The sequence below is a fragment of the Enterobacter sp. SA197 genome (genome assembly GCF_054131575.1).
Genome location: NZ_CP096393.1, coordinates 3188433 through 3214297, shown reverse-complemented (window position 1 = coordinate 3214297; position 25865 = coordinate 3188433). Strand labels below are relative to the sequence as shown.

At 53.9% G+C, this 25865-nt stretch carries 20 protein-coding genes and 1 pseudogene; 20 read left to right on the top strand and 1 reads right to left on the bottom strand.

Features of this window, described 5'->3' with window-relative positions; genetic code table 11:
• Nucleotides 1-24: 24 nt before the first annotated feature.
• Nucleotides 25-1878, top strand: coding sequence for an outer membrane assembly protein AsmA (asmA, locus tag M1D91_RS15250; protein WP_437431489.1), 1854 nt, complete (start codon nt 25-27; stop codon nt 1876-1878).
• Nucleotides 1879-1912: 34 nt separating this feature from the next.
• Here the strand turns inward: asmA and M1D91_RS15245 are convergent, their stop codons facing one another.
• Nucleotides 1913-3496, bottom strand: a complete 1584-nt coding sequence (locus M1D91_RS15245) for a TerC family protein (protein WP_437431488.1) — start codon at nt 3494-3496, stop codon at nt 1913-1915.
• Between the two features lie 695 nt (nt 3497-4191).
• Between M1D91_RS15245 and M1D91_RS15240 the strand changes: the two genes are divergently transcribed.
• From M1D91_RS15240 to wcaL, 19 genes and pseudogenes are all read left to right on the top strand, one after another.
• Nucleotides 4192-5331 (top strand): polysaccharide export protein, encoded by a 1140-nt coding sequence (locus M1D91_RS15240; RefSeq protein ID WP_437431487.1) that lies wholly within the window; start codon nt 4192-4194, stop codon nt 5329-5331.
• A gap of 6 nt (nt 5332-5337) precedes the next feature.
• Nucleotides 5338-5781 carry a low molecular weight protein-tyrosine-phosphatase Wzb gene (gene wzb, locus M1D91_RS15235; protein WP_437431486.1) on the top strand — a complete coding sequence of 148 codons (444 nt, stop codon included), beginning with the start codon at nt 5338-5340 and terminating at the stop codon, nt 5779-5781.
• Nucleotides 5782-5783: 2 nt separating this feature from the next.
• Complete coding sequence (gene wzc / locus M1D91_RS15230) at nt 5784-7946, top strand: tyrosine-protein kinase Wzc (protein WP_437431485.1); 2163 nt, start codon at nt 5784-5786, stop codon at nt 7944-7946.
• 304 nt (nt 7947-8250) lie between these two features.
• Nucleotides 8251-9093 (top strand): colanic acid biosynthesis glycosyltransferase WcaA, encoded by an 843-nt coding sequence (gene wcaA, locus M1D91_RS15225; protein WP_437431484.1) that lies wholly within the window; start codon nt 8251-8253, stop codon nt 9091-9093.
• Nucleotides 9093-9585 (top strand): annotated as a pseudogene (wcaB, locus tag M1D91_RS15220) (colanic acid biosynthesis acetyltransferase WcaB). Before wcaA ends, wcaB begins: the two are co-directional and overlap by 1 nt.
• A complete protein-coding gene (gene wcaC / locus M1D91_RS15215; RefSeq protein ID WP_437431482.1) occupies nt 9582-10799 on the top strand; it encodes a colanic acid biosynthesis glycosyltransferase WcaC in 1218 nt (405 codons plus the stop codon). The pseudogene wcaB and the gene wcaC overlap by 4 nt, the downstream one beginning before the upstream one ends.
• The gene (gene wcaD / locus M1D91_RS15210; RefSeq protein WP_437431481.1) at nt 10774-11994 is read left to right on the top strand and encodes a colanic acid polymerase WcaD; all 1221 of its coding nucleotides are present in this window, start codon (nt 10774-10776) and stop codon (nt 11992-11994) included. Before wcaC ends, wcaD begins: the two co-directional genes overlap by 26 nt.
• Before the next feature lie 13 nt (nt 11995-12007).
• A complete protein-coding gene (gene wcaE, locus M1D91_RS15205; protein ID WP_437431480.1) occupies nt 12008-12757 on the top strand; it encodes a colanic acid biosynthesis glycosyltransferase WcaE in 750 nt (249 codons plus the stop codon).
• A 35-nt stretch (nt 12758-12792) separates the two neighbouring features.
• Nucleotides 12793-13341 carry a colanic acid biosynthesis acetyltransferase WcaF gene (gene wcaF / locus M1D91_RS15200; protein ID WP_437431479.1) on the top strand — a complete coding sequence of 183 codons (549 nt, stop codon included), beginning with the start codon at nt 12793-12795 and terminating at the stop codon, nt 13339-13341.
• 27 nt (nt 13342-13368) lie between these two features.
• Nucleotides 13369-14490 carry a GDP-mannose 4,6-dehydratase gene (gene gmd / locus M1D91_RS15195; protein WP_437431478.1) on the top strand — a complete coding sequence of 374 codons (1122 nt, stop codon included), beginning with the start codon at nt 13369-13371 and terminating at the stop codon, nt 14488-14490.
• Between the two features lie 2 nt (nt 14491-14492).
• Nucleotides 14493-15458: a GDP-L-fucose synthase gene (gene fcl / locus M1D91_RS15190; protein WP_437431477.1), complete on the top strand. Its 966-nt coding sequence runs from the start codon at nt 14493-14495 to the stop codon at nt 15456-15458.
• A gap of 2 nt (nt 15459-15460) precedes the next feature.
• Nucleotides 15461-15934 carry a GDP-mannose mannosyl hydrolase gene (locus M1D91_RS15185; protein WP_437431476.1) on the top strand — a complete coding sequence of 158 codons (474 nt, stop codon included), beginning with the start codon at nt 15461-15463 and terminating at the stop codon, nt 15932-15934.
• A complete protein-coding gene (gene wcaI, locus M1D91_RS15180; protein ID WP_437431475.1) occupies nt 15931-17235 on the top strand; it encodes a colanic acid biosynthesis fucosyltransferase WcaI in 1305 nt (434 codons plus the stop codon). Before M1D91_RS15185 ends, wcaI begins: the two co-directional genes overlap by 4 nt.
• Nucleotides 17232-18668, top strand: a complete 1437-nt coding sequence (gene cpsB / locus M1D91_RS15175; protein WP_437431474.1) for a mannose-1-phosphate guanyltransferase — start codon at nt 17232-17234, stop codon at nt 18666-18668. The genes wcaI and cpsB overlap by 4 nt, the downstream gene beginning before the upstream one ends.
• 193 nt (nt 18669-18861) lie before the next feature.
• Nucleotides 18862-20232 (top strand): colanic acid biosynthesis phosphomannomutase CpsG, encoded by a 1371-nt coding sequence (cpsG, locus tag M1D91_RS15170; RefSeq protein WP_437431473.1) that lies wholly within the window; start codon nt 18862-18864, stop codon nt 20230-20232.
• 80 nt (nt 20233-20312) lie between these two features.
• The gene (wcaJ, locus tag M1D91_RS15165) at nt 20313-21707 is read left to right on the top strand and encodes an undecaprenyl-phosphate glucose phosphotransferase (RefSeq protein ID WP_437431472.1); all 1395 of its coding nucleotides are present in this window, start codon (nt 20313-20315) and stop codon (nt 21705-21707) included.
• Nucleotides 21708-21717: 10 nt separating this feature from the next.
• Nucleotides 21718-23196: a colanic acid undecaprenyl disphosphate flippase WzxC gene (gene wzxC, locus M1D91_RS15160; protein WP_437431471.1), complete on the top strand. Its 1479-nt coding sequence runs from the start codon at nt 21718-21720 to the stop codon at nt 23194-23196.
• Between the two features lie 167 nt (nt 23197-23363).
• Nucleotides 23364-24641, top strand: coding sequence for a colanic acid biosynthesis pyruvyl transferase WcaK (wcaK, locus tag M1D91_RS15155; RefSeq protein WP_437431470.1), 1278 nt, complete (start codon nt 23364-23366; stop codon nt 24639-24641).
• Nucleotides 24638-25858, top strand: a complete 1221-nt coding sequence (gene wcaL / locus M1D91_RS15150; protein ID WP_437431469.1) for a colanic acid biosynthesis glycosyltransferase WcaL — start codon at nt 24638-24640, stop codon at nt 25856-25858. The genes wcaK and wcaL overlap by 4 nt, the downstream gene beginning before the upstream one ends.
• Nucleotides 25859-25865: the final 7 nt, after the last annotated feature.

The following is a 25865-nucleotide window of genomic DNA, read 5'->3' as shown; positions in this document are numbered from 1 at the left end:
GATTCACCCCCACTGAGGCTGCCCATGAGAAGAGTATTAACCACGCTGATGATTCTACTGGTCGTGCTTGTCGCAGGCCTCTCGGCGCTGGTCATAATGGTCAACCCTAATGATTTTCGCGCGTACATGGTGCGCCAGGTCGAGGCTCGCAGCGGCTATCAGCTGCAGCTTGACGGCCCTCTGCGCTGGCATGTCTGGCCTCAGCTTAGCATCCTCTCCGGACGGGTCGCGCTTACCGCGCCCGGTGCCGCCGGGCCCGTGGTCAAAGCCGATAACATGCGGCTTGATGTTGGCCTGCTGCCGCTGCTTTCGCATCAGTTACAGGTCAAACAGGTCATGCTCAAGGGGGCCGTGATTCAACTGACCCCGCAGACGCGTGCGGTGGTTCAGCAGGATGCGCCTGTCGCCCCGAAAGAGAACACCTTGCCTCAGGTGGCCGAAGATCGGGGGTGGTCATGGGATATCGCGCGTCTGCAGGTGGCCGACAGCGTGCTGGTGGTCCAGCAGGAAGGTGACGAACAGATTACCGTTCGTGATATCCATCTGCGGATGGAGCAGGATAATCAGCATAAAGCGACCCTTGACGTATCTGGCCGGGTGAATCGCGATCAGCGTGACCTTAGTCTCTCCCTCAAGGCAAAGGTTGACGCCAGCGACTATCCGCGCAATCTCAGCGCCGCCGTCAGCGATCTGCAATGGCAAATCCAGGGCGGCGACGTGCCCCCTCAGGGGATCGCCGGTCAGGGGAGCTTTGCCGCCCGCTGGGAGAGCGACAACCAGCGTGTCACTCTCGATGCATTACAGTTAACAGCAAACGACAGCGCCTTCAGCGGTAAAGGCAGTGTGACCCTCGCGGGGAACCCGCAATGGGCGCTCGATGTGCAATTTGACACCCTCAATCTTGATAACCTGCTGCCGGTGCAGCGCAGTCCCTCCACCAACAATGAGAGTGCTCAGCAGGGGCAAAAATTGCCGCCGCGCTTGCCGCGCCCGGTCATTGCCAGCAGTTCGGTGCCGCCTGAATACACCAGTCTGCGTGATTTCTCGGCCAACATCTCGCTCTCCGCTAACCATATTCAGTGGCGCGGAATGCAGTTTGCCGACGTAAGCGGCACATTCACCAATGATGCCGGTCTGCTAACCATCCCTACCCTGCAAGGGAAAATGGGGGAGGGGCTGATCTCCCTGCCGGGTACGCTTGATGTTCGTACCGAGCGCTCCCTGGCCCGCTTCCAGCCGCACCTGGATAATGTTGAGATTGGCACCATCCTTAAGGCCTTCAGTTACCCCATTTCTCTGACCGGTAACCTTTCGCTGGACGGTGATTTCTCCGGCAACCGGATTGATGCTGATGACTTCCGCCAGAACTGGCAGGGTACGGCGAAGGTCGAGCTGAAAAACAGCCGCATGGAAGGTCTTAATTTCCAGCAGCTGATTCAGCAGGCGGTGGCGCGCAGTAGTGATGTTCAGGTGCAGCAGAATTATGACAATACCACCCGACTGGACAGCTTCCGTACCGGGCTAACCCTGGACCAGGGCATCATGACGATGAGTGATATGCAAGGGGCCTCCCCTCTGCTGACGCTCTCCGGCGAAGGCGAACTGGATTTGGTTAATGAACAGTGTGACACCCGCTTTGCCGTGCGCGTGCTCCAGGGCTGGAAAGGTGACGGTAAGCTGATTGACTATCTGAAAAATACCGCCATCCCGTTAACGGTTTACGGCAAATGGCAGTCGCTGAACTACAGCCTGCAGGTGGATCAGATCCTGCGTAAGCATCTGCAGGAGGAGGCGAAACGCCGACTCAATGAGTGGGCGGATCGCAATAAAGAGAGTCAGAACGGCAAAGATTTGAAAAAACTACTCGATAAGCTCTGAGTCATTACTCAACGCCGGGTTTCCCCGGCGTGCGTCAGAGTTCGTCGTCGGGGTCGTCAGGGGAGTGCCGTGCAAAGATTTGCACTTTCTGCACCCGATGGCTCTCGACGTCGAGGGTTTTTAACAGATAATCTCCCACCTCAACTTCTTCACCGGGAACGGGGATACGCTGCAGATACTCCATCAGCAACCCGGCAATAGTGTGATACTCACGCTTCTCATCAAGCGGCAGCGGCACAAACTGCACCAGGTCTTCCAGCGGCATGTGACCATTCGCCGTCCAGCTCCCGTCACTGTTTTTCTGAATATCGTGGCGCGCGTCAATCTCCTCCACTTCGTTGGGCAGATTACCGGCGATGGTTTCCATCACATCGCTCAGGGTGACGATCCCTTCTACGGAGCCGAACTCATCCACCACAAAGGCGAAATGGGTGCGCGCGTTACGGAACTGTTCAAGTGCCTGTAGAAGCGGCAGCCCTTCCGGAAAGACCAGCGGCTGGCGAATCAACACTTTCAGATCCAACGGCTCGCCGTGCAGCGATTGCGCCAGCAGGTCAAGAATATGTACGACCCCCAGTAAATCCTCTTTTTCATCCTGGCTTGTCACCACGATGCGGGTGTGCTGGTTCTTATCGAGCAGTTCGCGGATCTCTGCTTCCGGGGCATTAAGATCGATATGCTCTATATCGTGGCGCGAGGTCATGATACTGCTTACCGTTCTCTGGTTCAGATTGAGCACCCGGCCAATCATTCGCTGCTCCTGCGGATTAAAGAGCTGGCTGTTGTCGTGGTCGGCGAGCATCGAGGCGGCGTCGGCATCCAGTTCCGCATCTTCCTTTTTTCCGCTCAGCAGGCGCATGACCGTTTCAGTGGTACGCTGACGCAGTGTCTGGTTCGCCGACAGGAAGCGACGACGGTTAAAGTTTGCCAGCTGATTAAGCGCTTCAATCATCACCGAGAAGCCAATAGCCGCATAAAGGTAGCCTTTCGGAATATGGACACCGAATCCATCGGCAATCAGGCTAAACCCTATCATTAGCAGGAAACTCAGACAGAGGATAACGATGGTTGGGTGGCTATTCACAAAGCGGGTCAGGGCTTTGCTGGCCAGCAGCATCAGCGAGATAGCAATAATGACCGCCGCCATCATCACGGCCAGATGGTCCACCATACCCACGGCAGTTATCACCGAGTCGAGGGAAAACACGGCGTCAAGGATCACTATCTGCGCCACCACGCTCCAGAATTTGGCCCCGCGCCGCTGGGTGGGATTATCACTGTCTTTACCCTCCAGCCGTTCGTTGAGCTCAACCGTGGCTTTAAACAGCAGGAACAGCCCCCCCACCAGCATGATTAAATCTCTGGCGCTGAAACTGAAATCCCGAAATGAAAAGAGGGGGCTCGTCAGGGTGACCAGCCAGGAGATTGAGGCCAGCAGAAGCAGACGCATCAACATAGCCAGAATCAGTCCCGTTACGCGGGCGCGATCGCGTTGAGCTGGCGGCAATTTCTCCGCAAGAATCGCAATAAAAACCAGGTTATCAATACCAAGCACCAGCTCAATCACAATCAGCGTGACCAGCCCCGCCCATATTGAAGGATCGGCAATCCATTCCATCTTATGCTTAACACCTTATGTAATATGACAATTGTCATAATGAGATCATGGATAAAGCTGACCTAAATTGCAATGGCAGCCTACGATTTATCTTATAATTGCTCCACAGGCATAATATAAATAATTTCATTTTCCCTTAATAAAAGTGAGATTAATCTTTTTATTTTAACAATCTCGTTTTCGGATATTTCGCACACGTAAAAGTGAGTAAGGGCTTTGTCAATATCGAGAAAATCCTAAAACGCGGAATATTTGCGCTTAATATTAATCTTAAAAAGTTGTGGTTGGCAGGATGTTATCTTGCCTGTAATTCGCTTAGCTGCAACAATTCCCCCAGCCTGTTTCAAATATACCCGTAAAGTTATTTTAAATGCATTTTATCAGCGTTATTTCTTATGCCTGCCGAATCTTCCGCATTCAGAAAAATGCGTGAAACGACTGAGGTACGAGGGGTGTGAATCAATAAGTTACTGTTTAAACAGTAGATTGGTAGCTGGAAGCCAAGGGCGGTAGCATGCCTGACAGCGTGTCGAAACGTCTGGATTATTCTGTCAATAGCATGTGGTTGAATAAGCGAATTTTAGGACTGATACCCGTTAATTTAAGTTTCAATTAACTGCATTCTGCTTCCCTGGAAACGCAAGCGCTTATTTAAATACACAGGATAATTACTCTGCAAAAGTGATAATTAATCAATGATGAAATCCAAAACGAAATTGATACCATTATTGGTGTCCATGACCTTGATGAGTGGCTGCACCGTACTTCCCGGTAGCAATATGTCTACGATGGGAAAGGATGTGATCAAACAGCAGGATGCTGATTTTGATTTAGACCGCATGGTGAATGTTTACCCACTGACGCCACGATTGGTTGAACAATTACGCCCGCGACCCAATGTGGCTCAACCCAATATCTCCTTAGACCAGGAAATATCCAACTATGAATATCGCGTTGGGCCTGGCGACGTATTGAGCGTCACCGTCTGGGACCACCCGGAACTGACCACCCCGGCAGGGCAATACCGCAGCTCAAGCGACACCGGTAACTGGGTACAACCGGACGGCACCATGTTCTATCCCTATATTGGCCGCGTGCATGTTGCAGGAAAAACACTCGCCGAAATCCGCAGCGATGTTACCGGCCGCTTAGCGACGTACATCGCTGACCCGCAGGTGGACGTTAACATCGCTGCGTTTCGTTCGCAGAAAGCCTATGTTTCGGGTCAGGTTGAAAAATCGGGCCAGCAGGCCATTACGAACGTGCCGCTCACCGTACTCGATGCTATCAATGCCGCCGGTGGGCTGACGGATACGGCAGACTGGCGCAACGTGGTGCTGACGCATAACGGGAAAGAGGAACGCCTCTCCCTGCAGGCACTTATGCAAAATGGCGATCTGAGCCAGAACCGCCTGCTTTACCCCGGCGACATTCTCTTCGTACCACGTAACGACGACCTGAAAGTGTTTGTTATGGGCGAAGTTAAGAAACAGAGCACCCTCAAAATGGACTTCAGTGGCATGACGCTGACCGAAGCGCTGGGCCAGGCCGAAGGCATCGATCTCACCACCTCCAATGCCAGCGGTATTTTCGTCATCAGGCCGTTGAAAGGCGAGGGCAGTGCAAAAGGCAAGATTGCCAATATCTATCAGCTTGATATGTCCGATGCCACCTCACTGGTCATGGCAACGGAATTCCGTCTCCAGCCGTATGACGTGGTGTATGTCACAACCGCTCCGGTTGCCCGCTGGAACCGTCTCATCAACCAGTTGCTGCCAACCATCAATGGCGTTCGTTATATGACGGACACGGCACGTGACGTTCATACCTGGTGATACGCGATGTTTAATAAAATTCTGGTGGTGTGTGTGGGGAACATTTGCCGTTCCCCCACGGCGGAGCGGCTGCTACAGAAATATCAGCCGTCATTAACGGTGGCGTCCGCAGGATTAGGGGCGCTGGTGGGAAAAGGGGCCGATGCGCAGGCAGCGCGCGTGGCTCAGGACAATGGTGTCTCCCTTGAGGGGCACATTGCCCGGCAGATCTCCGGGAAGATGTGCCGGGAATACGACCTGATACTGGTTATGGAGAAGCGGCACATTGCCGCACTGTGCGAAATCGCGCCCGAAATGCGCGGCAAAGTGATGCTTTTGGGTCACTGGGATGGGGAACGGGAGATCCCGGACCCCTACCGCAAAAGCCGTGACGCTTTCGAGGCCGTTTACACCTTAATTGACCAGTCTGCCCGTCAGTGGGCGCAGGCCCTTAACGCTCAGCAGGGATAACAATGACCGAAAAAACACACCATTCTGCCGCCCCGGCGGTGGGTAACGATGAGATCGACATTGGCCGATTGATTGGCACCGTTGTGGAAGCCCGCTGGTGGGTACTGGCGATTACCTCACTCTTTGCCATCGGCGCCATCATCTACTGCCTGTTTGCGACACCCATCTACAGCGCTGATGCGCTGGTACAAATTGAACAGGACGGTGGAAACTCGCTGGTTCAGAACCTGAACAGTGCGCTGGCAAATAAACCGCCCGCCTCGGAGGCTGAAATTCAGCTTATTCAGTCCCGCATGGTACTGGGGAAAACCGTCGACGATCTGGATCTTGATATTGCAGTGACCAAAAATACCTTTCCGGTATTTGGCTCCGGCTGGGATCGGCTGATGGGTCGGCAGAATGAGGCCGTGAAGGTTACCCAATTTGAGGTGCCAAAGGGCATGACGGAACAGACCTTCACCCTCACCGTGCTCAGCCCGAAACAGTACCAGCTTACCAGCGACGGTGGATTTAGCGCCAAAGGTACAGTGGGCCAGATGCTGTCAAAAGATGGGGTAAGCATTACCGTCAGTGAGATAGCCGCAGGGACCGACAGCGAATTTACGGTCACCCGCTATTCTACGCTTGGGATGATCAACAATCTGCAGAGTAATCTCAGCGTCACCGAAAACGGCAAAGACACTGGCGTACTGAGCCTGACTTACACCGGTGAAGATCGTGAACAGATCCGTGCCATCCTCAACAGCATCACGAAGAACTACCTTGAGCAGAATATTCAGCGCAAGTCAGAAGAAGCGGCGAAAAGCCTCGCCTTCCTCGACAAACAGCTGCCTGATGTGCGTGGGAAGCTGGACGCGGCTGAGAACAAACTCAATACCTACCGTCAGGAAAAAGACTCCGTCGATTTGCCCCAGGAAGCGAAAGCGGTACTGGATTCGATGGTCAATATTGATGCCCAGTTAAATGAACTGACCTTTAAAGAAGCAGAAATCTCCAAGCTTTACACCAAAGCGCACCCGGCATACCGCACGCTGCTTGAAAAGCGCCAGGCGCTGGAAGATGAAAAAACAAAACTCAATAACCGCGTCACCGCAATGCCCAAAACGCAGCAGGAGATTGTTCGCCTGACGCGTGATGTGGAGTCCGGGCAGCAGGTTTACATGCAACTGCTTAATAAACAGCAGGAGCTGCGGATAACGGAAGCCAGCACCGTGGGCGATGTGCGTATTGTCGATCCCGCTATCACCCAGCCTGGCGTCCTGAAACCGAAAAAAGCGCTGATCGTACTGGGGAGTATCATTCTTGGTTTGATTCTGTCGGTGGTGGTGGTGCTGTTGCGCTCGCTCTTTAACCGTGGGATTGAAAGCCCGCAGGTGCTGGAAGAGCAGGGGATCAGCGTCTACGCCAGCATCCCCTTGTCGGAATGGCAAAAATCCCGTGATAGCGTCAAAACCGTCAAAGGGGTTAAACGTTACAAACAGAGCCAGCTGCTGGCAGTGGGTAACCCGACGGATCTGGCGATTGAAGCGGTTCGCAGCCTGCGCACCAGCCTCCATTTTGCCATGATGCAGGCCAGCAACAATGTACTGATGATGACCGGGGTCAGCCCCTCCATCGGTAAAACCTTCGTCTGCGCCAACCTGGCGGCGGTCATTAGTCAGGCCAATAAACGGGTACTGATGATCGACTGCGATATGCGCAAAGGGTATAGCCACGAGCTGCTGGGTACGGACAACGTTAACGGCCTCTCTGAGCTTCTGGTAGGTAAAGGCAGCATTGAAACATGTGCCAAGCAGACGTCGATTCCCCATTTCGACCTGGTACCCCGTGGTCAGATCCCACCCAACCCCTCTGAGTTGCTGATGAGCGAACGCTTTACGCAACTGCTGGCGTGGGCAAGTAAAAATTACGATCTGGTTCTGATTGATACCCCACCTATCCTCGCCGTGACCGATGCCGCCATTGTGGGTCGCCATGCCGGTACCACGCTGATGGTGGCGCGTTACGCGGTTAACACGGTGAAAGAGGTGCAGACAAGCCTTAGCCGCTTTGAGCAGAACGGTATCCACGTTAAGGGCGTCATTCTTAACTCTATCTTCCGCCGGGCGACCGGTTACCAGGATTACGGGTACTACGAGTACGAATATAAATCTGACAACAAGTGATAAAGCCATGTTGGCTCTGTACCCCTCACCCCTCCCTCTCCCCACAGGGGAGAGGGGGAAAAGCGAAACCGTTTCCTTTTCAACTGGGGAGGGGGAAAAGCGAAACCGTTTCCTCTTCTCGTGAGGGAGAGGCTGAAAAGCGCAAACCGTTTCCTCTTCCCGTGAGGGAGAGGCTGAAAGGCGAAACCGTTTCCTCTTCTCCTGAGGGAGAGGCTGAAAGGCGCAAACCGTTCCCTCTCCCCTCAGGGGAGAGGGGTAGGGTGAGGGGAATATGCGCACAACACTTCAAACAGTCGGGGAAAAAATGACCACAGAACGTCCATTAATCTCGATTTATATGCCGACGTGGAACCGTCAGCAGCTGGCAATTCGTGCCATTAAATCGGTGCTGCGCCAGGATTATGACCACTGGGAAATGATCATTGTCGATGACTGCTCAACGACCTTTGAACAACTGGAGCGCTTTGTGAACGAGCTGGGTGATGCGCGCGTGCGCTATACCCGCAATCCTTTTAACTCCGGGGCATGCGCCGTGCGTAACCAGGCCATTATGCAAGCCACCGGGCAGTTTATTACCGGCATCGATGACGATGACGAATGGACGCCTGACCGCCTGTCGGTCTTCCTGGCGCATTGCCATCATCTTAAAACGCGGGCGTTTTTATATGCCAACGACTATGTCTGTCAGGGTGAAGTTTACTCGCAGCCTGCCAGCCTGCCGCTGTACCCGAAATCGCCGTTTTCCCGCAAGCTGTTCTACAAGCGCAACATTGTTGGCAACCAGGTGTTCAGCTGGTCATGGCGTTTTAAGGAGTGCCTGTTTGATACGCAACTGAAAGCCGCGCAGGATTACGACATTTTTCTGCGCATGGTAGAGCAGTACGGTGAACCCTGGAAAATCGAAAAGGCCACTCAGATCCTGCACATTAATCACGGTGAAATGCAGATCACCTCGTCGCCGAAAAAGTTCTCCGGCTACTTCCATTTTTACCGTAAACACAAAGCCAAATTTGACCGAGCCAGTAAGAAATATCAGCTGTTTACGCTTTATCAAATCCGCAATAAGCGCATGAACTGGCGCACCTTATTTACCCTCTTGTCCGTGCGTAACGGTAAGCGTCTGGCCGATGGCCTGCGGGGGAAATAATGCGTCTGGAAGATTTTCGCGCCAACCACTGGAGTTTGCGTCCGTGCTGTATGGTGGCGGCGTATCGCATCGCTCACTTCTGCTCGGTATGGCGAAAAAAAAAATGTCCTGCACAACCTGTGGGCAGCTCCGATCCTGCTGGCCTACCGTTTCATTACCGAATGTCTGTTCGGTTACGAGATTCAGGCGGCGGCGACCATTGGTCGGCGTTTTACCATTCATCATGGCTATGCCGTGGTGATTAACAAGCATGTGGTCGCGGGTGATGATTTCACCATTCGCCACGGCGTAACCATCGGTAACCGTGGGGCAGAGACACTCGCCTGCCCGGTGATTGGTAACGGGGTTGAGCTGGGGGCGAATGTGGTCCTGCTGGGAGAGATAACCATCGGCAATAACGTGGTTATCGGAGCGGGCAGCGTGGTTCTGGACAGCGTGCCGGACAACGCGCTGGTGGTGGGCGAGAAAGCCCGCGTGAAGGTGATTAAATGAAGATATTACAATTTAACGTGCGCCTTGCTGAAGGGGGCGCCGCTGGCGTAGCGCTGGATTTACATCAGCGCGCGTTACAAAAAGGGATGCACTCCCGCTTTGTTTATGGGTACGGCAAAGGCGGTAAGAAAAGCGTCAGTCACAATGATTACCCCCAGGTGATAAAGCAGACACCGCGCCTGACCTCCCTTGCCAACCTGGCGCTGTTTCGTCTGTTTAACCGCGACCTGTTTGGCAACCTTAACAACCTCTACCGGACGGTCAGCCGTACCAGCGGCCCGGTAGTGCTGCATTTTCATGTGATGCACAGCTACTGGCTCAATCTGGCGGACGTCGTCACCTTCTGTCAGAAAGTGAAAACCCATAAACCGGATGTGACTCTGGTCTGGACCCTGCACGATCACTGGAGTGTGACCGGACGCTGCGCCTTCACTGATGGTTGTGAGGGCTGGAAAACCGGCTGCGAGGCCTGTCCGACGCTGACCAATTATCCGCCGGTGAAGGTCGATCGTGCCCATCGTCTTGTAGGGCAAAAGCGGCAGTGGTTTCGTGAAATGCTGGCGCTCGGCTGTCAGTTTATCTCCCCCAGCCAGCATGTTGCCGACGCTTTTAACAGCCTTTACGGCGCAGGGCGCTGCCGCATCATCAATAACGGCATCGATGTGGCTACCGAAGCGATTCTGGCCGATTTGTCGCCGGTCACCGTGACGCGCGGTCGCCCGAAAATTGCCGTGGTGGCCCATGACCTGCGCTATGACGGGAAGACCAACCAGAAACTGGTGCGTGACGTCATCGCCACCGGCGAAAACGTTGAGCTGCATACCTTCGGTAAGTTTTCGCCTTTTGAAGGTCCCAACGTGGTGAATCATGGTTTTATGACCGATAAACGCCAACTGATGAGCGAGCTGAACCAGATGGATGCGTTACTGTTCACCTCAAGAGTGGATAATTACCCGCTCATTTTGTGTGAAGCGCTGTCGATTGGCGTACCGGTCATCGCGACCCACAGCGATGCAGCGCGTGAGGTGCTGCATAAATCCGGGGGAAAAACCTTCCGCGCTGAGGAGATCCTCCCTCTGGTGCAACAGTCTAAAGCCGATATTGCCCAGGCTGTTTTTGCCACGTCGCTTGAGGCGTTCAGCGCCCGCAGCCGCGTCGCCTACAGTGGTCAACAGATGCTGGAGGAATATGTCTCGTTCTATCAGAATCTGTAGTTATCTTCTGCTGCCGCTTATCTATCTGCTGGTGAACGTCAAACTTCTCCAGCTTGGCGAAAGCTTCCCGATAACCATTGTGACGTTTCTTCCGCTGCTGTTACTGCTGTATGTAGACAAAATTAACCTGAAGAAGTTAATGATTGCCCTGGGAGCAGGGGCAGCGTTAACGCTGTTTAACTACCTCTTTGGTCAGTCGCTCAATGCTGGTAAGTACGTCACCTCAACCATGCTGTTTGTCTATATCGTTATCATTATTGGCATGGTCTGGAGTATTCGCTTTAAGACGATATCGCCCCATAACCACCGTAAGATATTGCGCTTTTTCTGGCTGGTGGTAGGGCTGGTTGTCATGCTGGCGGCCGCCGAAATGGCGCAAATTATTCTCAGTGGCGGCAGTAGTTTGATGGAGACAATTTCGAAATATCTGATTTACAGTAACAGTTACGTGCTGAATTTTATCAAATTTGGCGGTAAGCGAACCACTGCACTTTATTTCGAACCGGCATTCTTTGCTCTGGCGTTAATCTCAATTTGGCTCAGCATCAAACAGTTTGGTATCAAAACGCCAAAGACCGATGCTATGATTTTGGCAGGGATAGTTCTTTCAGGATCGTTTTCCGGGGTTATGACATTTATCCTGTTCTATTTACTGGAGTGGGCTTTTCAGTATCTGAACAAAGAGGCGATCCGCAAGAAACTTCCTTTGGCCATCATTTCATTGGCCGTATTTGTAGTCGGGGTTGTCTTCGCCTTTCCTTATATTGCGGAACGTCTCGGTGATCTAGGAACAGAAGGCTCATCCTCTTATTATCGCATCATTGGTCCGCTTGTGATGGTGGGATATTCCCTGACCAATGTTGATGGTGTAGTAAGATTTGGCTCACTTTATGAATATGTCGCATCATTCGGAATCTTTAACGGTGCGGATGTGGGTAAAACCATAGACAATGGCCTGTATCTGTTAATAATTTATTTTTCGTGGTTCGCTGTAATATTAACCGCGTGGTATCTGATAAAAGTCATGAAGATGATGATGAACGCATTTGGTGATAATCAGAATTATCGTGTTCAGCTTTATCTCTTTACGCCGATATCGTTGTTCTTTACCGGTTCGATTTTTAGTCCAGAATACGCTTTTTTAATTGTCTGCCCGTTTATTCTGCGCAAAGCGCTGAATATAACGAGTTCCTGATGAGGTGCGTCACATGCTGCTAAGTATTATTACCGTTGCGTTTCGAAATTACGAAGGCATTGTGAAAACCTGGGCGTCACTGGCGCATCTCGCTGAGGCAACCGACGTGACGTTCGAGTGGGTTGTGGTTGATGGCGGCTCGCAGGATGGTACAGTAGAATTTCTCGAAAACCTTAAGGGTCAGTACAACTTACGTTACGTAAGCGAGAAAGATAATGGTATTTACGATGCCATGAACAAGGGTATCGATATGGCGAACGGCCGCTTCGCGCTGTTCCTGAACTCTGGCGATATTCTGCACGCTGACAGCGTAAATGTGATTCGCCAGCTTGCCGGTGCCCGTGATAATGCGATGTATATTGCCGATGCGTTATTAGATTTTGGCGATGGCACCAAAATTCGCCGTGGCGCTAAACACGGTTGGTATATTTACCACAGCTTACCGGCCAGCCATCAGGCGATATTCTTCCCGGTAAGTGCGCTGAAAACCTACCCCTACGACTTACAATATAAAGTTTCTTCCGATTACGCTCTGGCTGCAAGAATGTATAAAGCAGGTTTTCCGTTTAAACGCCTGACGGGATTAATTTCCGAATTCTCTATGGGCGGCGTGTCAACCTCGAATAATCTGGAATTATGCCAGGATGCGCGCAATGTCCAGCGCAAGATATTACGCGTACCGGGATTTTGGGCGCAATTATCTTATCTCCTACGGCTACGTACTACCGGTAAAACAAAAGCCTTATATAACAAATCCTGGTGATAAGAAAAAATAGCACCGAGCGCTAAGGGTTAATAATGCAAGAATTACAAGGATTTTCCGTGCCGAAAGGCTTTCGGGGCGGCAATGCTATTAAAGTTCAGCTGTGGTGGGCGGTACAGTCAACCTTATTTGCCTGGTCGCCACAAATTATGTATCGCTGGCGGGCTTTTTTGCTACGTCTGTTTGGAGCAAAAATCGGAAAAAACGTAGTAATACGTCCTTCAGTGAAAATTACTTATCCGTGGAAACTTACCCTTGGCGATTACAGCTGGGTGGGTGATGACGCGGTGTTATACACCTTAGGCGATATTACTATTGGGGCTAACTCGGTGATTTCGCAGAAGTGTTATTTGTGTACGGGCAGTCACGATTATATGAGCGCGCATTTTGATATTAATGCGCAGCCGATTGTGATTGGCGATAAATGCTGGCTGGCGACGGATGTCTTCGTTGCGCCCGGTGTCTGCATTGGCGACGGAACGGTCGTCGGTGCGCGTAGCAGTGTTTTTAAGACGCTTGCGGCAAACAAAATTTGCCGGGGCAATCCCGCAGTGGTGATACGCGAACGCGTAGAAACTGAATAATTTCTGATAAGTACAGAGGAATAGAAAATGTCAAAAGTCGCTCTCATCACCGGCGTAACCGGGCAAGATGGTTCTTATCTGGCGGAACTGCTTCTGGAGAAAGGCTACGAGGTTCATGGTATTAAACGCCGTGCTTCTTCCTTTAATACTGAACGTGTCGATCATATTTACCAGGATCCACATGCCAGCAATCCTAAGTTTCATCTGCACTACGGTGACCTGACCGACTCCTCCAACCTGACCCGTATTTTGCAGGAAGTGCAGCCGGATGAGGTGTATAACCTGGGCGCGATGAGCCACGTGGCGGTCTCTTTCGAATCACCGGAATACACTGCCGACGTTGACGGTATGGGTACTTTGCGTCTGCTGGAGGCGATTCGCTTCCTGGGTCTTGAAAAGAAAACCCGTTTCTACCAGGCCTCCACCTCCGAACTGTACGGTCTGGTGCAGGAAATTCCGCAGAAAGAGACCACGCCGTTCTACCCGCGCTCTCCGTATGCCGTGGCAAAACTCTACGCTTACTGGATCACCGTCAACTACCGTGAATCTTATGGCATGTACGCGTGCAACGGTATCCTGTTTAACCACGAATCCCCGCGTCGTGGCGAGACTTTCGTGACCCGCAAAATCACCCGTGCGATTGCCAACATTGCCCAGGGACTGGAGTCCTGCCTCTACCTCGGCAACATGGACTCCCTGCGTGACTGGGGCCATGCCAAAGACTACGTAAAAATGCAGTGGATGATGCTGCAGCAGGACAAACCTGAAGATTTCGTTATCGCCACAGGCGTTCAGTATTCGGTGCGTCAGTTCGTTGAGATGGCGGCGGCTCAGCTTGGCATCAAACTGCGCTTTGAAGGTAAAGGTGTGGAAGAGAAAGGGATTGTGGTCTCTGTTACCGGGCATGATGCGCCGGGCGTGAAGCCAGGTGATGTGATTGTTGCCGTTGATCCACGCTATTTCCGTCCTGCTGAAGTGGAAACCCTGCTGGGCGACCCGACGAAAGCGCATGAGAAGCTGGGCTGGAAACCAGAAACCACGCTGCAGGAAATGGTCTCCGAGATGGTGGCACACGATCTTGAAGCAGCGAAAAAACACTCGTTGCTGCGGGCCCACGGCTACGAGGTGGCCATCGCGCTGGAGTCCTGAGCATGACGAAAAAACGTATCTTTGTCGCGGGTCACCGCGGCATGGTCGGCTCGGCGATCGTTCGCCAGCTTGAACAGCGGGAGGAGGTGGAGCTGGTGTTGCGTAATCGCGACGCGCTCGATCTCCTTGACCCGGCTGCGGTAAATGCTTTTTTTGCCACCGAGCGCATCGATCAGGTTTACCTGGCGGCGGCGAAGGTGGGGGGCATTGTGGCCAATAACACCTTCCCGGCAGATTTCATCTACGAGAACATGATGATCGAGAGCAACATCATTCACGCTGCGCACACGCATAACGTGAATAAATTGTTGTTCCTGGGCTCCTCGTGCATCTACCCGAAACTGGCGGCCCAGCCCATCGCTGAAAGCGAACTGCTGCAGGGCACCCTTGAGGCCACCAATGAGCCTTATGCCATTGCGAAAATTGCGGGTATCAAGCTCTGTGAGTCCTACAACCGTCAGCATGGCCGCGACTATCGCTCGGTGATGCCTACGAACCTGTACGGGCCGAACGATAACTTCCATCCGAGCAATTCCCATGTGATACCCGCACTGCTTCGCCGCTTCCACGAAGCGACCGTCAGCAATGCGCCAGATGTGGTGGTATGGGGCAGCGGTACCCCGATGCGTGAGTTCCTTCATGTAGACGACATGGCGGCAGCCAGTATCCATGTGATGGAGCTTGATGAGAGCGTGTGGCAGGAGAATACCCAGCCCATGCTGTCGCACATTAACGTGGGTACCGGCATCGATTGCACCATCCGTGAACTGGCGCAGACGCTGGCACAGGTGGTGGGCTACAAAGGGCGCGTGGTCTTTGATGCCACAAAACCCGACGGTACGCCGCGCAAACTGCTGGATGTCACACGCCTGCATGCGCTTGGCTGGTATCACGAGATTTCCCTGGAGCAGGGGCTGGCCAGCACCTACCAGTGGTTCCTTGAAAACCAGCAGCGGTTCAGGGGGTAACTATGTTTTTACGTCCGGACGATTTTGCCACGGTAGTACGTTCTACCCCGCTCATTTCTGTCGATCTTATCGTTGAGAATGCGCATGGGGAGTATCTGGTCGGTAAGCGCACCAACCGCCCCGCGCAGGGGTACTGGTTCGTGCCAGGGGGGCGGGTACAGAAAGATGAGCCGCTGGCTGTCGCCTTTGAACGCCTGACGCTGGCCGAACTGGGCCTGCGTCTTCCTATGTCTGCCGGGGAATTTTATGGCGTCTGGCAACACTTCTACGACGATAACTTCTCCGGAAGCGACTTCAGCACGCACTACATTGTGCTGGGGTTCAGACTGCGCGTGGATCAGGACACCCTGGCGTTACCGCAGGATCAGCACGACGACTACCGCTGGCTGACGCCGGATGTACTGATTGCTGACCCGCTGGTACACGACAACAGCCGCGCCTATTTCCAGGAAGCGCGTGGGGTGCCGGGGCTATGAAAATTCTGGTCTACGGCATCAACGCGTCGCCGGAATTAACCGGTATCGGGAAATACACCGGCGAAATGGTGGAGTGGATGGCCCGGCAGGGCCATGACGTTCGCGTAATTACAGCGCCGCCGTACTATCCACAATGGCGTGTCGCTAAGCCCTGGTCAGCCTGGCGCTATCGCCGGGAAACGGGGGCGGCAACCGTCTGGCGCTGCCCGCTGTATGTTCCCGCTCAGCCCTCGACCATCAAGCGGCTTATCCATTTGACGAGTTTTGCCGTGAGCAGTTTTTTCCCGTTGATGGCGCAGCGCAGCTGGAAGCCGGATCGCATCATCGGGGTGGTTCCGACCCTGTTCTGCATACCGGGTATGCGCCTGCTGGCCAGACTGACCGGCGCGCGCACGCTGGTGCATATACAGGATTATGAAGTCGATGCCATGCTCGGTTTAGGCATGGCTGGCAAAGGCAAAGGCGGCATTGTCGCTAAGCTTGCCAGCGCTTTTGAGCGCAGCAACCTGCGCAATGTCGATAACGTCTCTACCATCTCCCGCTCCATGATGAACAAGGCGCGCGAGAAAGGGGTCAACGCCGAGCGCGTGATCTTCTTCCCGAACTGGTCTGAAGTGGCCCGTTTTCGTGATGTCGACGCTCCCCGCGTCATGCAGCTTAAGCGTGAGCTGGGTCTGCCGGATGACAAAAAAATCATTCTTTACTCCGGCAATATTGGCGAAAAGCAGGGGCTGGAAAATGTGATTGCCGCCGCCGTTGCGCTACGCGAGCAGCCTTTGCTGTTTGTGATTGTCGGGCAGGGTGGGGGAAAAGCCCGGCTGGAAAAACAGGTGCAGGCAGAAAAGCTCGACAACGTCAGGTTTTATCCTCTGCAGCCCTACGACGCACTGCCTGCGCTGTTAAAAATGGCTGACTGCCATCTGGTGATTCAGAAACGCGGCGCCGCAGACGCGGTATTGCCTTCAAAACTGACCAATATTCTGGCGGTAGGCGGGAATGCGGTGATTACCGCCGAAGCGGGCACCGAACTTGGCGAACTCTGCCAGACCTTTCCTGGCATTGCCGTGCGTGTCGAGCCCGAATCCGTTGAAGCACTGACGGCCGGGATCCAGCAGGCGCTGCTGATGCCGCATAACAACACGGTGGCACGTGAATATGCCGAAAACACGCTCGAAAAAGAGCGCGTCTTAACCCAGTTTATGACTGATATTTCCCGTCGTGATCCAGCCGCTGGCGAAGCCCGCACTGCCTCGTCGCAGAGTGACACGCTGAATTACGAAGGGAATGGGGATAAATCATGAGTCAAACACAATTGTACCCGGTCGTGATGGCCGGAGGCTCTGGTAGCCGTCTGTGGCCGCTGTCCCGCGTGCTCTACCCGAAACAATTTTTGTGCCTGAAAGGCGACCTGACCATGCTGCAAACCACGGTCTGTCGTCTGGAGGGCGTGGAGTGTGAAAGCCCTGTTGTCATCTGTAATGAACAGCACCGCTTTATTGTTGCCGAGCAGCTTCGCCAGCTTAATAAGCTGACAGAGAACATTATTCTGGAACCGGCCGGGCGCAACACCGCCCCAGCGATTGCCCTCGCAGCGATGGCGGTAAAACGGCACAACCCGGAGGCGGACCCGCTGATGCTGGTGCTGGCAGCCGACCACGTTATCGCTGATGAAGAAGCTTTTCGTACCTCAGTACGTCAGGCGATGCCCTGGGCAGAGAAGGGCAAACTGGTGACCTTCGGCATCGTGCCGGATATGCCGGAAACCGGCTATGGCTACATTCGTCGTGGCGACCTGGCGCAGGGCGAGGAAGATGCCGTTGCCTTTGACGTGGCACAATTTGTTGAAAAACCCAATCTTGACACCGCACAGGCCTACGTAGCCAGCGGTGAGTATTACTGGAACAGCGGTATGTTTCTCTTCCGTGCCGGGCGCTATCTGGAAGAGCTGAAAAAGTACCGTCCCGATATCTACAGCGCATGCGAAAAGGCGATGAACGTCACTGACCCGGATCTGGATTTCATCCGTGTAGCAGAGGAGCCGTTCCTCGCTTGTCCTGACGAATCCATTGACTATGCGGTAATGGAAAAAACCGCCGATGCGGTGGTGGTTCCAATGGACGCAGGCTGGAGCGATGTCGGCTCCTGGTCCTCGCTCTGGGAAATCAGTGCCCATACCCCTGAGGGAAACGTACATCACGGCGACGTCATCAGTCATGAAACGGAAAACAGCTTCGTTTACGCGGAGTCCGGTCTGGTCACCACCGTCGGCGTGAAAGATCTGGTGGTGGTGCAGACCAAGGATGCGGTGCTGATTGCCGACCGCAATCACGTTCAGGACGTGAAAAAGGTGGTCGAGCAGATTAAAGCGGATGGCCGTCATGAACACCATATTCACCGCGAAGTTTACCGTCCCTGGGGCAAATATGACTCCATTGATGCCGGCGATCGCTATCAGGTGAAACGGATCACGGTGAAACCGGGCGAGGGACTCTCGGTGCAGATGCATCACCATCGGGCAGAACACTGGGTGGTGGTCGCGGGGACGGCTAAAGTCACCATCGATGAAGAGGTGAAGCTGCTGGGCGAAAACGAATCGATTTATATTCCCCTCGGTGCCCGGCACTGCCTGGAAAATCCAGGCAAAATTCCGCTCGATTTGATTGAAGTGCGTTCGGGTTCTTATCTCGAAGAGGACGACATTGTGCGCTTTGAAGATCGATACGGACGTATTTGATTCTGTCCAACCTCTTTTACGCCGCAGGGGGGAGCGCTTTTTCTCACGCAGGTCACGGTGTTGACTGAGCGTCCGGGAAGCCAGGGAGCCGCACCCCACCAGTGACGCGTAAAGAGTGGATATAAAAAATTGATAATTTTGATTAATTCTCCGCAGCGGAGAGGGCCGACTGTTGCCTGAAAACGAGGTAATAATGGAAAAATTAACCTGTTTCAAAGCTTACGATATTCGCGGCAAGCTGGGTTCAGAACTCAATGAAGATATTGCCTGGCGCATTGGCCGCGCTTACGGCGAATATTTAAAGCCGAAAACCATCGTACTGGGCGGCGACGTCCGTTTAACCAGTGAAGCGTTAAAACTGGCGCTGGCGAAAGGGTTGCAGGATGCGGGTGTTGATGTGCTGGATATCGGGCTTTCCGGCACTGAAGAGATTTATTTCGCCACCTTCCATCTCGGCGTGGATGGCGGAATTGAAGTGACCGCCAGCCATAATCCTATGGATTACAACGGGATGAAGCTGGTGCGTCAGGGTGCGCGCCCCATTAGTGGCGACACCGGTCTGCGTGACGTCCAGCGTCTGGCAGAAGCGAACGACTTCCCGTTGGTCGATCCCGGTAAACGCGGCAGCTATGAGAAAATCTCTCTGCGCGAGGCCTACATTGACCATCTGCTGAGCTATGTCTCTCTGGCCAATTTCACGCCGCTACGACTGGTCATTAACGCCGGCAACGGTGCAGCAGGCCCGGTCATTGACGCGCTGGAAGCGCGTTTCAAGGCCCGGAACATCCCGGTCACCTTTATTAAAATCCATAACACCCCGGATGGCACCTTCCCCAACGGTATTCCTAATCCCTTGCTGCCGGAGTGCCGTGATGACACCCGTAATGCGGTGATTGAACACCGGGCAGATCTCGGTATCGCCTTTGACGGTGATTTTGATCGCTGCTTCTTCTTTGATGGCGCAGGGCAGTTTATCGAGGGCTACTACATCGTGGGTCTGCTGGCGCAGGCGTTTCTTGAAAAGCACCCCGGCGCCAAAATCATCCACGACCCGCGTCTTTCCTGGAACACGGTGGATGTGGTTAAGGCCGCTGGCGGCGAGCCGGTCATGTCGAAAACCGGTCATGCCTTTATTAAAGAGCGTATGCGCCACGAAGACGCCATTTACGGCGGTGAGATGAGCGCACACCACTATTTCCGCGATTTTGCCTATTGCGACAGCGGCATGATCCCGTGGTTACTGGTGGCCGAACTGCTCTGCCTGCAGGGTAAGACCCTGGCCGAACTGGTTCAGGATCGCATGCTCGCCTTCCCGGCAAGCGGTGAAATCAACAGCACACTGGTGAAGCCTGCGGAGGCTATCTCGCGGGTAGAACAGCACTTTAAGGCCAGTGCGCTCAGTGTCGACAGAACCGACGGCATCAGCATGACCTTCCCGGACTGGCGCTTTAATTTACGCTCCTCCAACACCGAGCCGGTGGTGCGCCTCAACGTTGAATCACGTGGCAATGTGGCGCTGATGGAGGCGCGAACACAGGACATTCTGGCACTGCTGAATCAGTAACCCATGTTTCTCCCCCACGCCTCCTCCTCTGCGTGATGAGCGGGGAGGGGCGGGGGCAGAACTTATGAACAGGTAAGACGATGACAAATCTAAAAAAGCGCGACCGGGCCAGAACGAATGCATCGTTAATCTCAATCGTGCAGCGATTTTCAGACATCACCATCATGTTCGGTGGGCTATATGTGGTCTGTAGACTCAATGCGTTGCCGTTCTTTTATCAGCATCTGGTGATGGCCCTGATTACGCTGGTGGTTTTCCAGATGATTGGCGGCATGACCGATTTTTATCGTTCATGGCGTGGCGTGCGTTTTATGACCGAACTGGTTTTGCTGCTGCAAAACTGGACGCTCAGCTTTATCTTCAGCGCAGGTCTGGTGGCCTTTCGCAGCGAAATCAACAACACCTTTGCCCTCTACTTCGCATGGTATTTACTCAGTAGCTCAGGCCTAATCATCTGCCGTGGCGTGATCCGCTTTGCGGCAGGCTGGCTGCGTAATCATGGTTACAACACCCGTCGTGTTGCGGTAGTAGGCGACCTCCCTGCGGGCCAGGCGCTGCTTGACAGTTTTCGCAATGAACCCTGGCTGGGGTACGAGGTGATTGGGGTTTACCATGATGCAAAACCCGGCGGGGTGAGTAATGACTGGGTAGGGAACTTTGATCAACTGCTCGATGACGCCCGTGCCGGCAAGATCCATAACGTTTACATTGCCATGTCCATGAATGACGCGGCCTGCATTAAGAAGCTGGTACGTGACCTCGCCGACACCACCTGCTCCGTTATTCTTATCCCGGACGTCTTCACCTTTAATATCCTCCATTCACGCATTGAGGAGGTGAATGGCGTGCCCGTCGTGCCGCTGTATGACACCCCGCTTTCCGGCATTAACCGCGTGCTCAAGCGGCTGGAGGATATCGTACTCGCCTCGCTTATTCTGATGCTCATCTCTCCGGTGCTGCTGGGGATTGCCCTGGCGGTGAAAACCACCTCGCCAGGGCCGGTGATTTTCCGTCAGAAGCGTTATGGCATGGACGGTAAACCCATCATGGTATGGAAATTCCGCTCCATGAAAGTGATGGAGAACGACAAGGTGGTCACCCAGGCCACACAGAACGATCCGCGGGTGACCAGAGTAGGGAGCTTCCTGCGCCGCACCTCCCTTGATGAACTGCCGCAGTTTATCAATGTGCTGACGGGCGGGATGTCGATTGTCGGTCCTCGCCCGCATGCGGTCGCGCACAATGAGCAGTACCGCCAGTTGATCGAAGGCTACATGCTGCGCCACAAGGTTAAACCCGGCATTACCGGCTGGGCACAGATTAACGGCTGGCGCGGCGAGACCGACACGCTGGAAAAAATGGAAAAACGTATTGAATTCGACCTGGAATACATCCGCGAGTGGAGCCTGTGGTTCGATATCAAAATTGTTTTTCTGACGATTTTCAAAGGCTTTGTTAATAAAGCGGCCTACTAGGGAGTTTGCCTTGAGCCTGAGAGAAAAAACCATCAGCGGGGCAAAATGGTCAGCGATGGCCACGCTGACCATCATCGGCCTTGGGTTGATCCAGATGACCGTGCTGGCGCGCATCATCGATAACCATCAGTTCGGACTGCTGACCGTGTCACTGGTGATCATTGCCCTGGCGGACACGCTGTCGGATTTTGGCATTGCCAACTCCATCATCCAGCGCAAGGAGATAAGCCATCTTGAGCTGACAACGCTCTACTGGCTGAATGTGGGGCTGGGGCTGGTGGTGTGTGCGGCGATTTTTGCCCTGAGCGACCTGATTGCCGATGTGTTGAATAACCCCGACCTCGCGCCGCTTATCAGGACACTGTCGCTGGCGTTCGTGGTAATTCCTCACGGACAGCAGTTTCGTGCACTTATGCAAAAAGAGATGGAGTTCAATAAAATCGGCAGTATTGAGACGCTGTCGGTGCTGGCAGGCTTCTCCTTCACCGTCATCAGTGCCTTCTATTGGCCGCTGGCAATGACGGCCATTCTCGGTTATCTGGTGAACAGCACCGTGCGTACCCTGCTGTTTGGCTGGTTTGGCCGTAAAATTTACCGTCCGGGACTGCATTTTTCCCTGCGTTCGGTCAGTTCGAACCTGAAATTCGGTGCCTGGCTGACGGCGGACAGCATCATTAATTACGTTAATACCAATCTTTCAACCCTGGTGCTGGCCCGTATTCTTGGCGCAGGTGTGGCGGGGGGGTATAACCTGGCCTACAACGTGGCGGTTGTGCCGCCCATGAAGCTCAACCCCATTATTACCCGCGTCCTGTTTCCGGCTTTTGCCAAAATCCAGGATGACACCGCAAAGCTGCGCCTCAACTTCTACAAGCTACTTTCCGTGGTTGGCATCATTAACTTTCCGGTTCTGCTGGGGCTGCTGGTGGTGGCCAATAATTTCGTGCCGCTGGTATTCGGTGAAAAATGGAACAGCATCATCCCCATTTTGCAGCTGCTGTGCATCGTCGGGCTGTTACGGGCTGTGGGTAACCCTATAGGTTCACTGTTGATGGCAAAAGCACGGGTGGATATCAGCTTTAAATTCAATGTCTTCAAAACCTTTTTGTTCATTCCGGCCATTGTTATTGGTGGTCATATGGCGGGGGCCATTGGCGTCACGCTGGGCTTCCTGCTGGTGCAGATTATCAACACCATTCTCAGCTACTTCGTGATGATAAAACCGGTGCTCGGCTCAAGCTATCGGCAGTACATCCTGAGCCTGTGGCTGCCGTTCTATCTCTCTTTGCCAACGCTTGTCGTGAGTTATGGCCTTGGCCTTGCGCTTGATGGTCATCTGTCGACAGCCGCCTTACTCGCGCTTCAGGTGGGAGCCGGTGTGCTGGCCTTTGCGCTGATGATTGTGCTGTCGCGCAATGCCCTGGTGGTTGAGTTGAAACGCCAGTTTTGCCGCAGCGAGAAAATGAAAACGCTACTGCGGGCAGGTTGAAATTAATTTCCCCCTCACCCCGGCCCTCTATTTTGCGGGGCGAAGGTGAACAGACGCGCCGTGCCGTCCTCTCCCTCTGAGGGGCGAGGGTGAACAGACGCGCCATGCAGTCCCCTCTCCCCTCAGGGGAGAGGGTTAGGGTGAGGGGAATACTTTAAGAGGTCAGTATGAAACTATTAATTCTTGGTAATCACACCTGCGGTAACCGTGGCGACAGCGCCATTCTGCGCGGGTTACTGGACGCGATTGCCCGTATTGAGCCCCAGGCAGACGTTGACGTGATGAGCCGTTATCCGGTCAGCTCTTCGTGGCTGCTTAACCGCCCGGTGATGGGTGACCCGTTATACAGCCAGATGAAAGCTCACAACACGGCGGCGGGACTGGTGGGACGGGTTAAAAAAATTCTTCGTCGACGCTATCAGCATCAGGTGCTGCTCTCGCGCGTCACCGACAGCGGCAAACTGCGTAACATCGCCATTGCCCAGGGCTTTACTGACTTTGTGCGCCTGCTCGCGAATTACGATGCCATCGTACAGGTGGGCGGCTCCTTTTTCGTCGACCTCTATGGCGCACCGCAGTTTGAGCATGCCCTCTGTACTTTTATGGCGAAAAAACCCCTCTATATGATTGGGCACAGCGTGGGGCCGTTCCAGGATCCACAGTTTAATCAACTGGCAAACTACGCCTTTGGTCATTGTGAGGCGTTGATCCTGCGTGAAAGCGTCAGTCTTGACCTGATGAAGAAAAGTGACATCACCACCGCGAAAGTGGAGCAGGGCGTGGATACCGCCTGGCTGGTCGAGGACGATGAGGACTTCACCCCGAGCTATGCGGTGCGTCACTGGCTGGAGGTGGCAGGTCGGCAGAAAACGGTCGCGATCACCCTGCGTGAACTGGCACCGTTTGATAAACGTCTCGGTACCACGCAGCAGGCCTATGAAGCCGCCTTTGCCAACGTGGTAAACCGGGTTATTGATGCCGGCTGGCAGGTCATCGCCCTCTCTACCTGTACCGGTATTGATAGTTATAACAAAGATGACCGGATGGTGGCGCTGAACCTGCGTCAGCACATCAGCGATCCCTCGCGCTACCACGTGGTGATGGATGAGCTTAACGATCTGGAGATGGGTAAAATTCTTGCAGCCTGCGACTTAACGGTGGGCACCCGTCTGCACTCCGCCATTATCTCGATGAACTTTGGCACCCCTGCCATTGCTATTAACTATGAGCATAAATCAGCCGGGATTATGAAGCAGCTCGGCATGCCGGAGATGGCGGTCGACATTCGCCATCTGCTGGACGGCTCTCTTGCGGCCATGACCGCCGACACTCTCGGGCAGCTCCCCGCACTAAACCAGCGCCTTGCAACTGCGGTTGCTGCCGAACGGGAGAAAGGGGCAGTGATGGTGAAATCGGTGCTGGACCGTATCCGGGAGGTGAAATGAAAGTCAGCTTTTTCCTGCTGAAGTTTCCGCTCTCCTCTGAAACCTTCGTACTGAACCAGATTGTTGCCTTTATCAATATGGGCTACGAGGTGGAAATCGTTGCCTTGCATAAAGGGGATTTGAGCAATACCCATGCGGCGTGGACGGACTATCAGCTGGCAGAAAAAACGCACTGGTTGCTGGATGAGCCGGAAGGCAAGCTTGCAAAACTGCGTTACCGCGGGAAGGCCATTGTGCGCGGGGCGGGCAGAGCCAGCACCTGGAAAGCCCTGAATATGTCGCGCTATGGCGACGAGGCACGGAATCTGATCCTGGCGGCTATCTGCGGTCTTTCCCCTCGGGTGTTCACCGCTGACGTGTTTATCGCCCACTTTGGCCCGGCGGGGGTGACGGCCGCCAAACTGCGCGAGCTTGGCATGTTGCGCGGCAAAATTGCTACCGTCTTTCATGGTATTGATGTCTCCCACCGCGACGTGCTTAACCACTACACCCCGGAGTACCAGCAACTTTTCCGCCGTGGCGATTTAATGTTGCCCATCAGCGAGCTGTGGGCCTCCCGCCTGCTTGCGATGGGCTGCCCGGAGGAAAAAATTGCCATTTCCCGTATGGGCGTGGACATCACCCGTTTCACCCTGCGACCGGTGAAAACCCCGGGCACACCGTTGCAAATCGTCTCGGTTGCCCGCCTCACGGAGAAAAAAGGGCTGCATGTGGCCATTGAAGCCTGCCGGTTACTCAAGGCGCAGGGCGTCTCCTTTACTTACCGGATCCTCGGTATCGGCCCGTGGGAGCGTCGTCTTCGTACCCTAATCGAGCAGTTTGAACTTGAAGATGTGATCGAGATGCCCGGTTTTAAACCGAGCCATGAGGTCAAGGCCATTCTTGACGATGCCGATGTCTTCCTCCTGCCGTCGGTAACCGGTAGCGATGGCGACATGGAAGGGATCCCGGTGGCCCTGATGGAAGCGATGGCGGTGGGGATCCCGGTGGTTTCAACGGTCCACAGCGGCATTCCTGAACTGGTGGACGCCGACAGATCCGGCTGGCTGGTACCAGAAAACGACGCCGTGGCACTGGCGCAGCGGCTGGCGGCCTTTTCCGGCATGCTGAGTCAGGATCTGGCCCCCGTCATTACCCTTGCCCGCGAGAAAGTTGAAACCGATTTTAATCAGCAACGTATTAATCAGAATCTTGCCACGCTGCTTCAGGCACTTTGACTTAGAG